This window comes from Bradyrhizobium sp. USDA 4353 (genome assembly GCF_054063215.1).
In genome coordinates, this window is the sequence record NZ_JBSSGB010000001.1 from 4654457 (window position 1) to 4666746 (window position 12290).

Consider the following 12290-nt stretch of genomic DNA (forward strand, 5'->3'; position numbering starts at 1 on the left):
CCCTTCACCACCGATTTCCGCGCGGGCCCGCGCATCATCCCCATCGGCGTGACGGAACTCTGCCACAATTGGTCGCGGTGCATCATTTCGCCCCCTGTGCAACAAGTCGAGATGCCGCACGACACACCCCTCATCGCGACCATCGTCGCCGGCCTCGGATTGGCCTTCGTCTTCGGATCTCTCGCGCAGCGCTTCCGGTTCCCGCCGCTGGTCGGCTATCTCCTCGCCGGCGTTGCCGTCGGACCCTTCACGCCGGGCTTCGTCGCCGACCAGGCGCTGGCCACCGAGCTCGCCGAGCTCGGCATAATCCTCCTGATGTTCGGCGTCGGCCTGCATTTCTCGCTCAAGGACCTGATGTCGGTGCGCGCCATCGCCGTGCCCGGCGCGGTGGTCCAGATCACGGTCGCCACCCTGATGGGCATGGCGCTGAGCTGGGCGATGGGCTGGTCGATCGGTGGTGGGCTCGTGTTCGGCCTCGCTTTGTCGGTGGCGAGCACCGTGGTGCTGCTCCGCGCGCTGCAGGAGCGGCGGCTGATGGACACCGAGCGCGGCCGCATCGCGGTCGGCTGGCTGATCGTCGAGGACCTCGCGATGGTGCTGGCGCTGGTGCTGATACCCGCCTTCGCCAGCCTGCAGAGCGGCGATGGCGACGTCGCCGCCGCCGATCCGCTCGCCGCCCGCTTCGGGCTCGGCCTGACCGGCGTGCTGCTGCTGACCTTCGCCAAGATCGGCGTGTTCATGGCGGTGATGCTGCTGGTCGGCCGCCGCCTGATTCCTTGGATCCTGCACTACGTCGCCCACACCGGCTCGCGCGAGTTGTTCCGTCTCGCGGTGCTCGCGATCGCGCTCGGCGTCGCCTTCGGCTCGACGAAGCTGTTCGGCGTGTCGCTGGCGCTCGGCGCCTTCTTCGCCGGCATGATGCTCGGCGAGTCGCCGCTGAGCCAGCGCGCCGCGCAGGAATCGCTGCCGCTGCGGGATGCCTTCGCGGTGCTGTTCTTCGTCTCCGCCGGCATGCTGTTCGATCCCGCCAGCATCATCCGCGAGCCCTGGCCGCTGCTCGCGACGCTCTTCATCATCCTGTTCGGCAAATCGATCGCCGCGTTCCTGATCGTGGTCGCGTTCCGTCATCCGGCCTCGACCGCGCTGACGATCTCGGCAAGCCTGGCGCAGATCGGCGAGTTCTCCTTCATCCTCGCCGAGATCGGCGGCGCCACGAACCTGCTGCCGAAAGAGGGCCGCGATCTGATCCTGGCGGGCGCGATCATCTCGATCATGCTCAATCCGCTGATGTTCGCAGCGCTCGATTGGCTGCTGCCGCGGCTGGAGCGCCGTCGCGCGGACGTCGCTTCAACGCCGGCGCCGAAGCCTGCCGAGATTCCGATGACGGGACTGACCGAGCACACTATCATCGTCGGCTATGGCCGCGTCGGCCGGCTCGTCGGCGAGGCGCTGCAGCAGCGCGGCCACGCCTTCCTTGCGGTGGAAACATCGGAAGACATCCTCAAGCAGTTGAAGAGCGACGGCATCGAGACCATCACCGGCAACGCCGCCCGCAGCAATGTGCTGCGCGCGACCAACCCCTCGGTCGCGCATGCGCTCGTCATCGCCATCCCCGAGGCGTTCGAGGCCGGGCAGATCGTCGAGCAGGCCCGTGCCGCCAACCCGGCGCTGCACATCGTGGCGCGCGCGCATTCCGATGCCGAGGTCGAGCATCTCACATCGCTCGGCGCCGACAGGGTCATCATGGGCGAACGCGAGATCGCGCGCGGCATGATCGAGGAGCTTGATACGCGGCCGCCTGATGTAGCGCCCGAACTGGCACCGCAACGGGCGGCGGAGGGTGTCGAGGCCCAGGCATAGCCCGGATCTGCGCAGCGTAGCCCGGGTGAGCGCAGCGACACCCGGGTTCATCGCAACAGTTCGTGTGAACCCGGATATCGCTAACGCTCATCCGGGCTACGAATTTACTCCGGCATCATCTCGCCGGAGCCGCCGAACTCGGCCGGAAAATCCTTCAGCTTCGGCAGGCCGTCCTTGATCGGCAGCACGCTTTCCGCGTAGTTGACATGCACGCCGGGCGTGAATTTCAAGGTCGGGATGGTCGCGGCATAGACGTCGATCATGCCGAGCGGCGGATGGTCGGTCATCAGGTGGCCGCCGCACTTGGTGCAGTATTTGCGGTGGCTCATGTCGGTCTTGTGATAGGTGCCGATCGCCTCCGCGCCCTTGGTGACGCGCACGTTCGAAGGCTTCCACAAGGTGAAGGCATTCACCGGGCCGGCCGACCAGGAGCGGCAGGACGAGCAATGGCAATAGCCCATCGCATCCGGCTCGCCATCAGCCTCGAGCTCGACCGTGCCGCAAAAGCATTTGCCGTGATAGAGCGTCATGACAGCGTTCTCCCTCAATCATGTTGTTGGTTGGAGCGGCATGCTGACACAGCTGCGCGTCGGAAGGGAATCCCAGAATGCAGGTGTCGGCGCGGAACATCTGGTGCGATGCAGCGGCGCTCCTCCGATCGTGATCCGCGCGGCGGAATGTTGCGACGGCGCAGCCGCGCGCATGGCTCCATACCCGCCGGGCCGCTTGCCCCGGAACCGCCGGTGCCGTTAGCTCTGTCGATAACAACGAACGAGGGAGCCAACGCCGCGATGGGACCGCTTGCGGGCATCAAGGTCATCGATATGACCACCGTGCTGATGGGGCCGTATGCCGCCCAGACGCTCGGCGACTACGGCGCCGATGTCATCAAGGTGGAGTCGCCTGAAGGGGACGTCACCCGCAAGATCGGGCCCTCGCGCCATCCCGGCATGGGGCCGGTGACCCTGAATACCAACCGCAGCAAGCGCGTGATCTGCCTCGACCTCAAGAAGCCGGCCGGTCGCGAGGCCGTGCTGCGCATGGCCAAGGAGGCCGACGTCCTGCTCTACAACATTCGTCCCCAGGCGATGGCGCGGCTGAACCTCGGCTATGACGTCATCTCCGCGCTCAATCCGCGGCTGGTCTATGCCGGCGTGTTCGGCTTCGGCCAGGATGGCCCCTATGCGGCGAAGCCCGCCTATGACGATCTGATCCAGGGCGGGGCGGCGCTGTCGCATCTGATGGCGGTGGCCGGCGACGGCACGCCGCGCTACGTCCCGAACGCGCTGGTCGACCGCATCGTCGGCCTGACCGCCGTCGGCGCGATCTGCGCCAGCCTCGTGCATCGCGACCGCACCGGCCGTGGCCAGCGCCTGGACGTGCCGATGTTCGAGACCATGTCGGCCTTCATCATGGGCGACCACATGGGCGGCCTCACCTATGAGCCGCCGCTGGACAAGGGCGGCTATGCGCGGCACCTGTCGCAGGACCGCCGGCCCTACAAGACCGCCGACGGCCACATCTGCGTCATCGTCTACAACGACAAGCAATGGGACGCGTTCTTCACAGCGTCCGGCCGCACCGATTTGCGCGCCGACGATCGCTTCAACACGTTTGCGCGGCGAGCTGCCAATATCGATATCGTCTATGCCGAGCTCGCGCGCATCTTCCAGACTCGCACGACCGCGGAATGGACCGCGCTGCTGAACGACGCCGACATCCCGGTGATGCCGATGCACGATCTCGAAAGCCTGCTGCACGATCCGCACCTCGTCGCGACCGATTTCTTTCCCATCGTCGAGCATCCGACCGAAGGTCCGATCCGCAGCACGCGCGTATCAGCGACCTGGTCCGAGACCAAGGCTGAGCCGCAGCGTCTGGCCGGCCGGCCCAACGAGCATGGCGAGGAGATCCTGCGCGAGCTCGGCTTCTCGTCCGACGATATCGCCGCGATGATCCGCGACGGCGCGACCATGCCGTCGCCTGCGAAGGAGTGAGCGCATGGATTTCGCACTCTCGGCAAATCAGGAATCGATCCGCGATGCCGTGGCAAAAATCTGTGCCCGCTTCGATGACGCCTATTGGCTGAAGAAGGACAAGGAGGGCGGCTTTCCCGCCGACTTCCACAAGGCGCTGGCGGACGCCGGCTGGCTCGGCATCTGCATCCCCGAAGAGTATGGCGGCTCCGGCCTCGGCATTCTCGATGCCGCGATCATGATGCGCACGATCGCGGAATCCGGCGCCGGCATGTCCGGCGCCTCGGCGATCCACATGAACGTGTTCGGGCTCAACCCTGTCGTCGTGTTCGGTACCAAGGAGCAGTGCGCGCGGATGCTGCCGGGCATCGTCGATGGCAGCGAGAAGGCCTGCTTCGCGGTGACCGAGCCGAACACCGGCCTCAACACCACGCAACTGAAGACCCGCGCGGTGCGCAAGGGCGACCGCTATGTCGTCAACGGCCAGAAGGTATGGATCTCGACCGCGCAGGTGGCTGAGAAAATCCTGCTGCTGGCGCGCACCACGCCGCTGGAGGAGGTGAAGCGCCCGACCCACGGGCTGAGCCTGTTCTACACCGATTTCGATCGCAGCCGCATCAAGGTGCACGAGATCGACAAGATGGGCCGCAAGCCCGTCGACTCCAACGAGCTGTTCTTCGAGGACTTTGAAATCCCCGCTGAGGATCGCCTCGGCGAGGAGGGTCGCGGCTTCGACTACATCCTGCACGGCATGAACCCCGAGCGCATCCTGATCGCCGCGGAAGCGGTCGGGCTCGGCCATCTCGCGCTGTCGCGCGCGAGCGCTTACGCGCGGACGCGCAACGTGTTCAATCGTCCGATCGGCCAAAATCAAGGCATCCAGCATCCCCTCGCCAAGAACTGGATGGAGCTCGAAGCCGCCTGGCTGATGGTGCTGCAGGCCGGCTGGCAATACGACCAGGGCATGGCCTGCGGCCCCGCCGCCAACGCCGCGAAATATCTCGCAGCAGAGGCCGGCTTCCACGCCTGCGAGCAGGCCGTCATGACCCACGGCGGCTTCGGCTACGCCCGCGAGTATCACGTCGAGCGCTATTTGCGGGAATCTCTCATTCCTCGCATCGCGCCGATCAGTCCGCAACTGATTCTGTCGTTCATCGCCGAGAAGGTCCTCGGCATGCCCAAGTCGTATTGAGATGTCGCATTAAGATGGATTGCGCAGAGATGACGAGCCACGCCGTTAGGGACCCACGCTGCCAGCATTCCCTCCCCCCTTGTGGGGGAGGGGCAGGGAGAGGGGTACCCCACGACGACTCGTCGTGTGGTAACGCCCGACCCTTTCCCGCAAATTCAGGGCTGTCGCATCTGACGAAATGCGACAATCGCAGCAGGAAGACCCGCCAATTTGTTGCTCCGTCATGCCCGGGCTTGTCCTGGGCATCCACGTCCTTCCCGGCGCGCTGGCCGACGTGGATGGCCGGCACAAGCCCGGCCATGACGACTTGGAAACAGACGAGCGAAATACGTCATGCTTCAAGTATGATCGCCTTCCCCGCAAGGGGAAGGAGAACGCAGCAAGGGCTGCGGCGATGACCTACATCACCGGCACCGGCCTGACCTCTTTCGGCCGTCATGACGGCCGCTCCTCGCTCGACCTGATGAGCCTGGCGGCGCAGCTCGCGCTCGACGATGCCGAACTCACGCGCCGCGACATCGACGGCATCCTGTGCGGCTATTCCACGGTGTCGCCCCACATCATGCTGGCCACCGTGTTCGCCGAGCATTTCGGCATCACGCCGTCCTACGCTCACGCGGTGCAGGTCGGTGGCGCGACCGGGCTCGCGATGGTGATGCTGGCCCATCACCTCGTCGAGGCCGGCGTCGTCAAAAACATGCTCGTCGTCGCCGGCGAGAATCGCCTGACCGGCCAGAGCCGCGACGCCTCGATCCAGGCGCTGGCGCAAGTGGGTCATCCCGACTATGAGCTGCCGCTGGGCCCGACGATCCCTGCCTATTACGGCCTCGTCGCCTCGCGCTACACGCACGAATATGGCGTGACCGAACAGGATCTCGCCGAGTTTGCCGTGCTGATGCGCAGGCACGCGCTCGATCACCCCGGCGCGCAGTTTCACGAATCGATCACGGTCGCCGACGTCATGGCGTCGAAGCCGGTCGCCAAGCCGCTCAAGCTGCTCGACTGCTGCCCGGTGTCCGACGGCGGCGCCGCCATCATCGTCAGCCGCGAGCCGACCGGGGCGACGGCGGTGCGCGTACGCGGCTGCGCCCAGGCGCACACCCATCAGCACGTCACCGCCGCGCCGGCGCTGAGCGAGCTCGGTGCCGAGATTGCGATCCAGAAGGCCAAGGCGGCCGCGGGCGTTGCGATCGCCGATGTCGATTACGCCGCCGTCTATGACAGCTTCACGATCACGCTATGCATGTTGCTCGAAGATCTCGGCCTTGCCGGCCGTGGCGAGGCCGCGGCGCGCGTGCGGGACGGCCATTTCAGCCGTGACGGTGCCGTGCCGCTCAACACCCATGGCGGCCTCCTGAGCTACGGCCATTGCGGCGTCGGCGGCGCCATGGCGCATCTCAACGAGGCGCATCTGCAGATGACCGGGCGGGCGGGGCCCCGCCAGGTGCGCGATGCGACGCTGACCCTGCTCCATGGCGACGGCGGCGTGCTGTCATCGCATGTCAGCATGTTCTGGGAGCGAGTACGATGAGCGAATCAGCCGACTGGACCAGAGGCGTGGCGGCGATCAGCTATCAGCGCTGCGCGTGCTGCGCCCATGTGCAATATTTCCGCCGCGACTTCTGTGCCGCCTGCGGCTCGCAGGCGCTGACGGATCACGTAGCGAGCGGCGAGGGCACCATCTACGCGGCGTCACTGGTGTGCCGCGCCGCGACGCCGGAGACGCGCGCGCATGTGCCCTACAACATCGTGCTGGTGGATATGCGCGAGGGCTTCCGCATGATGGCCCATGGCGATCATGATCTCGCGATCGGCGACGCCGTCAACGCGCGATTCGTCAGCTTTGCCGGTAGCACCGTGCCCTACTTCGAGAAGGCGCCATGACGGCGGATCACACGAGCGGACTCACAAAAGGCCGACCGCGGGCGGCCGAGGCGGGACGATACGCACAACACATTCGTCCCGACCCGGATCGCCGCGCGATTGACGCAATACTCTACGCTACGCTTACTAACTCAAACGCAACTCAACTCGGTCGTTCGCATGAGCAATCGAGCCCACATTCCCACCTACGGGCGATGAAGCAACTGCGACGCAGAACCTCCAGACAGCCCTTCATCGCCCGTAGAACAGGACGCTGGCGATGACGATCATCGACGTCACGGCCAGCATGTGCGCGAGTGCCTCCGATGTTGCCCTCTTAGTGGCTTCCTTCATGCCGTTTCCTCCCTGGACTGGACACGACTTTCCGTTGCGCAAATACACACGTGACGGCGGCTGGAATTTTACTCGGAACACCCCATTGCGATGTCCGCTTCGCGAGTCCCCACTCGGCGTTCATCGACGGTTCAGAACATCGTCGGGTAATGCGGCGCGAATTGGGCTCGCTTATGGTTGTCCTGCGACCGACTCCCGGTAACGTTTAGGCGAGCCCGTACAATTACGAGTGATGAGACATATCGACTGAAGGCTATGAGCTGCTGTGAATTGCAACCTTAAGTATTTGAGTGCGCCGACGACATGCGACACTCCGATGACAGTCTCAATCGGCCGCAAGCAAATTGAGCCGCGCATTCGCGATCGTCAGACGCTCCACGAGCAGCTGTGCGAGATTGCGCATGATGCGCTCGCCCGCGCGCGGATGCCGCGCACGGAAGCGCTCGAAATCGTCGAGACCGATCTCGAACGCCGTCGCGGAGAAATCGACCGTGACATCGGCGGAGCGTGTCGGTTCGAGCAGCGCCATCTCGCCGAAGCATTGCCCCGCGGTCAGCGTCGCCAGCCGGATGCCGTCGGGCAAGGTGACATGCACGACGCCGGAGCGCAGGAAGAACAGCGACGTCGCCGGTTCTCCGGAGCTGATGATGCGCTCGCTCTGCTGATAGTGCCTGACCGTCGCGAGCGCCGCGATCTCATGGCGCTCGTCGGCGGAGAGGCCGGCGAGCAGCGGCTGCTCGACGAGCTCTGTCGTCTCGAGGAAATCGATCGCGCCGCCGTAGCGGTAGACGATCTGGTCCTCCGCCCATTCGATCGCGGTGTCCAGCAGATAGAAATCGCGCACGTTCCGGATGTCGCCGGTGCGCGCGGTGATCTCCTGCCATTCCGGCGAGGTCCGGCGGATGCCGGAGAGCACGACGGTGACGTGGAAATCCGCCAGCTCGTGAAACAGCTCGGCAAGCAGCCGCAGGCCGGCCGGTGTCATCGCGGTGACGCGGTGCAGATCGAAGATCACGAATTGCGGACGCTCGCTCGCTGCAAGCTGTCGCGAGACGTAGTCGACATTCGAGAACGACAGCGTGCCGACCAGCTCGAGCACGCGCACGGCGTCCGGATGCGCCGACAGGATCTCGCGCTCCTGGGCACGGCGGCTGCGCCGCGACGGATTGGCGCCGATGTCGTAGTCGGCGATGATCGTGGTACGCGCATCGTCGGAGCGGTTCAGCATGTGCAGGCCGTAATGCGCCGACAGCGCCTCGCACACCTTGATGCCGCGCACGCTGTTGCCGTGGCCGTCGAGCCGCGGCGAGTAGCTGCCGAGGCCGAGCCGGGCCGGGAGGCTCGCCAGGATCCCGCCGCCGACGCCGCTCTTCGCCGGGATGCCGACGCGGTAGATCCATTCGCCGGCGAAATCATACATGCCCGAGGACGTCATCACCGAGAGCGTGCGCGACACCGCATAGGGCGTCACGACCTGCTCGCCGGTCACCGGGTTGACGCCGCGATTGGCCAAGGTCGCCGCCATGATCGCACAGTCGCGCGCGGTCACCAGCACGGCGCATTGCCGGAAGTACACCGCGAGCACGTCGTCCACGGGCTCGCTGATGACGTTCGAGGTCCGCAGGAGATAGGCGATGGCGCGGTTGCGGTCGCCCGTCGCGGCCTCCGAGGCGAACACGGCATCGTCCACATCGAGCTTGCGGCCGGCGAAGCGGCCGAGCGCGTCGCGGATGGTCTCGAAGGCATCGGCGTGCCGCGCCTTGCGCACCAGGCCGCTGCAGGCGATCGCGCCAGCATTGACCATGGCATTGAACGGATGGTTCTCGGCATTGAGCCGGATCGAGTTGAAGGGATCGCCGGACGGCTCGACGCCGATGACGCGCTCGACCTCGTCGGAGCCGAGGATGTCGAGCGCGAGCGCGAACACGAACGGCTTCGACATCGACTGGATCGTGAACGGCACACGGCTGTCGCCGACCTCGTAGACATGGCCGTCGAGCGTGGCGAGGCTGATGCCGAAATGCGAAGGATCCGCCTTGCCGAGCTCGGGAATGTAGTTGGCGACCGCGCCGTCATGATCGGGCCAGAAGTCGGCATGACAGGCCGAGAGGAAGCGCTGCAGCGGCGGCATCGCGGCGGACGCCCAATGCTGCGGATTGCGAGGAGGGCGCGGAGTGTCGATGGTCATGATGGGCTCGGCGGGCAGACGGATCGCGCGCCGGTTATGTCGCAGCGGCGTTGGGGCAGCCAGCCCACAGTTGGGGCAGCACTGGTCAAATGTTGCCGCTGCCCAGCGATTGAGCGGTGTCGCGGGACGACGTGGGCGCGACTCGCGGCGATGGTTGCGGTCGGCTGCTGCGGCTGCATGCGGTGCCGCAGCACCGTCCCCGAGCGCGGCGTCTGGGATGCCATTTCGAATTGCGCTGAGAGGTCGAGTCTTGTGCCAACACGCTGAAGAACGGTGGGTTTTAGAAACGCTCTTGTGTTGTGGGGGCAAAACGCCTGGGTTAGCTTGTTCTGTAAGCGGAATTTAATTCCGCATCATGGAATTGAGTGGAACGCGCATGGGACGACGGTCTGAGCGATTGAGCAGGGTGGGCATGCTGCCCGGAGATCTCGCCGGCGAGGGCGAGGTCATTCAGGTGGTGTCGCGAGCGTTCGACGTGCTTCGCTGTTTCGAGGGGCACGATTCGCGGCTCGGCAATCTCGAAATTTCCAACCGCTGCGGCCTGCCGCGGTCGACGGTGTCGCGGCTGACGCACACGCTGACCCGCATGGGCCAGCTGGTCTATCTGCCACGCGATCAGAAATACCGGATCGGCCCGAGCGCGGTGGCGATGAGCACATCGATGACGCGCGGGCTTCAGCTGCGCAACCTGATCCGCCAGCGCCTGCAGGATGTCGCCGAGCAACTGCCGGGCACCGTCGGCTTCGTCATCCCGGATCAGTTTCATCTGGTCTATCTGGAGTTCGGCCGCGCCGCGAATGCGCTGGGGCTGCACGAGACCACCGGCAGCCGGATCTCGATGGCCTCGACGGCCGCGGGGCACGCTTATGTCGCCGCGCTCGAGCCGGAGGTCGGTGACGCGCTGCTCGCCGAGATGGAGCGCGAGATGCCGGATGCAGCGAATCTCTTGCGGCCACGGCTCGAGCACAACAGGCAGTTTTTGAAGGAGCACGGCTACGTCGTGGCCTGCGGCCTGTGGAGCCCGCATATCAACGGCCTCGCGCTGCCGGTGTGGTCGCCGCAGTACCAGACCAATGTCGTGCTCACGATCGGCTTGCTGTCGGCGATGTATGACGAGCAGCGTCTGCACGACGAGGTGGCGCAGCCGATGCGCGAGCTCGGCCGCAACATCGCAGCCCTGCTGCAGGGCGCGGAAGCCGATGTCTTCAACAGCCGGATGGAGAGGAAGCCGCTCCCTGTGACCGCGAAGACCAATCATAAGAACAAGACCATCACCGGGGCAGGGGGAACGAATGAGTTGGCAGCCGGAGCTCGAGGAATTGGCCCGGCGCGAAGCCTTCGCGCGGGAGATGGGCGGGCCTGACAAGGTCAAGCGTCAGCACGACCAGGGCCGCCTCACCGTTCGCGAGCGCATCGACGGCGTCGTCGATCCCGGCAGCTTCCACGAGATCGGCGCCGTCGCCGGTCTCGGTGAGTATGACGAGCAGGGCGAGCTCAAGCATGTGACGCCCGCGAACTGCGTGTTCGGGCGCGCCCGTATCGACGGCCGCACGGTGGTCGTGGTCGGCGACGATTTCACGGTACGCGGCGGCTCGGCCGATGCGTCAATCGCAGCCAAGCCGCTGATGGCGGAGGAGATGGCGCACGACTTCCGTCTGCCGATCATCCGCATCATCGAAGGCTCCGGCGGCGGCGGCTCGGTCAAGACGATCGAGACCAAGGGCGCGGCCAATTTGCCCGGCGGCATCGGCGGCAATCGCTGGTACCGCTATACGACCGAGAACATGTCGCTCGTACCGGTGGTCGCGCTCGGCCTCGGCTCGGTGGCGGGGCTCGGCGCGGCGCGGCTGGCAGCGAGCCACTATTCGGTGATGACCCGGCAGTCGGCGATGTTCGTCGCCGGTCCGCCGGTCGTGAAGCGGCTGGGACAGGACCTCGGCAAGATGGAGCTCGGCGGCGCCGACATCCAGACCAAGGCCGGCGGTGTCGACCATGCTGTGGACACCGAGGCGGAGGCGTTCGCTTGCGCACGGCGCTTCCTCTCCTATTTGCCGTCGTCGGTCTACGAGCTGCCGCCGACCTTGCCCTGCACCGACGATCCGCAGCGCAGCGACGAGCAGCTGATCAGCGCCGTGCCGCGCGATCGCCGCCGCGTCTACAAGATGCGGCCGATCATCGAGTCCGTCGTCGACAGCGGCTCGTTCTTCGAGGTGGCGAAGAACTACGGTCGTCCGGTCATCGTCGGCCTCGCACGGCTCGAAGGCCGCGCGGTGATGGTGCTGGCGAGCGATCCCTATCACTTTGGCGGCTCATGGACGGCGGACGCCTGCCAGAAGGTGATCCGCTGGGTCGACTTCGCCGAGACCTTCCATCTGCCGATCGTGTATCTGATGGACTGCCCGGGCTTCATGGTCGGCCTCGATGCCGAGAAGTCGGCGACCATCCGCCACGGCGTGCGCGCGATGGCGGCGGTCAACCAGTCCACGGTGCCGTGGTGCACGGTGATCGTGCGCAACTCGTTCGGTGTCGCCGGCGTCGTGCACCAGCCGGCCGACCGGTTCTCGATCCGCTACGCCTGGCCGTCCGCCTATTGGGGCTCGCTGCCGCTCGAAGGCGGCATCGAGGCGGCTTATCGCGCCGAGATCGATGCGGCGGCGGATCCGAAGGCCAAGCTGAAGGAGATCGAGGAGCGGCTGACCAAGCTGCGCTCGCCGTTCCGCTCGGCCGAGAAGTTCTGGGTCGAGGAGATCATCGACCCCCGCAAGACGCGCTCACTCCTCTGCGAGTTCGCGCGTCTCGCCGAGCCGTTGCGCACGCCGGGCCCGCCGACCGCGATGACGACGCGGCCGTGATGAGT

The 12290-nt window shown here is 66.0% G+C and carries 9 protein-coding genes; 7 read left to right on the top strand and 2 right to left on the bottom strand.

Annotated features, from left to right (window positions below; translation table 11 throughout):
- Nucleotides 1-111 precede the first annotated feature (111 nt).
- Nucleotides 112-1860 (top strand): YbaL family putative K(+) efflux transporter, encoded by a 1749-nt coding sequence (gene ybaL, locus ACVILH_RS20905; protein WP_456714555.1) that lies wholly within the window; start codon nucleotides 112-114, stop codon nucleotides 1858-1860.
- Nucleotides 1861-1964: 104 nt separating this feature from the next.
- Here the strand turns inward: ybaL and ACVILH_RS20910 are convergent, their stop codons facing one another.
- Nucleotides 1965-2390, bottom strand: a complete 426-nt coding sequence (locus ACVILH_RS20910; RefSeq protein WP_456714556.1) for a GFA family protein — start codon at nucleotides 2388-2390, stop codon at nucleotides 1965-1967.
- Between the two features lie 261 nt (nucleotides 2391-2651).
- On the opposite strand from ACVILH_RS20910, the gene ACVILH_RS20915 reads away from it, so the two are divergent.
- From ACVILH_RS20915 to ACVILH_RS20930, 4 genes are all read left to right on the top strand, one after another.
- Nucleotides 2652-3857, top strand: a complete 1206-nt coding sequence (locus tag ACVILH_RS20915; protein ID WP_456714557.1) for a CaiB/BaiF CoA transferase family protein — start codon at nucleotides 2652-2654, stop codon at nucleotides 3855-3857.
- Between the two features lie 4 nt (nucleotides 3858-3861).
- Nucleotides 3862-5028: an acyl-CoA dehydrogenase family protein gene (locus tag ACVILH_RS20920; protein ID WP_456714558.1), complete on the top strand. Its 1167-nt coding sequence runs from the start codon at nucleotides 3862-3864 to the stop codon at nucleotides 5026-5028.
- 394 nt (nucleotides 5029-5422) lie between these two features.
- A complete protein-coding gene (locus tag ACVILH_RS20925) occupies nucleotides 5423-6559 on the top strand; it encodes a thiolase family protein (protein ID WP_456714559.1) in 1137 nt (378 codons plus the stop codon).
- The gene (locus ACVILH_RS20930) at nucleotides 6556-6912 is read left to right on the top strand and encodes a Zn-ribbon domain-containing OB-fold protein (protein WP_456714560.1); all 357 of its coding nucleotides are present in this window, start codon (nucleotides 6556-6558) and stop codon (nucleotides 6910-6912) included. Before ACVILH_RS20925 ends, ACVILH_RS20930 begins: the two co-directional genes overlap by 4 nt.
- Before the next feature lie 658 nt (nucleotides 6913-7570).
- Here ACVILH_RS20930 and glsA read toward each other — a convergent pair.
- Nucleotides 7571-9433, bottom strand: coding sequence for a glutaminase A (gene glsA / locus ACVILH_RS20935; protein ID WP_456714561.1), 1863 nt, complete (start codon nucleotides 9431-9433; stop codon nucleotides 7571-7573).
- Nucleotides 9434-9809: 376 nt separating this feature from the next.
- Here glsA and ACVILH_RS20940 point away from each other — a divergent pair, with 376 nt between their 5' ends.
- Together ACVILH_RS20940 and ACVILH_RS20945 are read left to right on the top strand one after the other, a co-directional pair.
- Complete coding sequence (locus ACVILH_RS20940) at nucleotides 9810-10796, top strand: IclR family transcriptional regulator (RefSeq protein ID WP_009026494.1); 987 nt, start codon at nucleotides 9810-9812, stop codon at nucleotides 10794-10796.
- A complete protein-coding gene (locus tag ACVILH_RS20945; RefSeq protein ID WP_456714562.1) occupies nucleotides 10726-12285 on the top strand; it encodes an acyl-CoA carboxylase subunit beta in 1560 nt (519 codons plus the stop codon). Before ACVILH_RS20940 ends, ACVILH_RS20945 begins: the two co-directional genes overlap by 71 nt.
- Nucleotides 12286-12290 lie beyond the last annotated feature (5 nt).

Bases quoted from the DNA above. Each gene is read 5' to 3' on its own strand.
- ACVILH_RS20930 (WP_456714560.1), top strand. From the start codon at position 6,556: ATGAGCGAATCAGCCGACTGGACCAGAGGCGTGGCGGCGATCAGCTAT.
- ACVILH_RS20925 (WP_456714559.1), top strand. From the start codon at position 5,423: ATGACCTACATCACCGGCACCGGCCTGACCTCTTTCGGCCGTCATGAC.
- ACVILH_RS20945 (WP_456714562.1), top strand. From the start codon at position 10,726: ATGAGTTGGCAGCCGGAGCTCGAGGAATTGGCCCGGCGCGAAGCCTTC.
- ACVILH_RS20940 (WP_009026494.1), top strand. From the start codon at position 9,810: ATGGGACGACGGTCTGAGCGATTGAGCAGGGTGGGCATGCTGCCCGGA.
- ACVILH_RS20910 (WP_456714556.1), bottom strand. From the start codon at position 2,390: ATGACGCTCTATCACGGCAAATGCTTTTGCGGCACGGTCGAGCTCGAG.
- ybaL (WP_456714555.1), top strand. From the start codon at position 112: ATGCCGCACGACACACCCCTCATCGCGACCATCGTCGCCGGCCTCGGA.
- ACVILH_RS20920 (WP_456714558.1), top strand. From the start codon at position 3,862: ATGGATTTCGCACTCTCGGCAAATCAGGAATCGATCCGCGATGCCGTG.
- ACVILH_RS20915 (WP_456714557.1), top strand. From the start codon at position 2,652: ATGGGACCGCTTGCGGGCATCAAGGTCATCGATATGACCACCGTGCTG.
- glsA (WP_456714561.1), bottom strand. From the start codon at position 9,433: ATGACCATCGACACTCCGCGCCCTCCTCGCAATCCGCAGCATTGGGCG.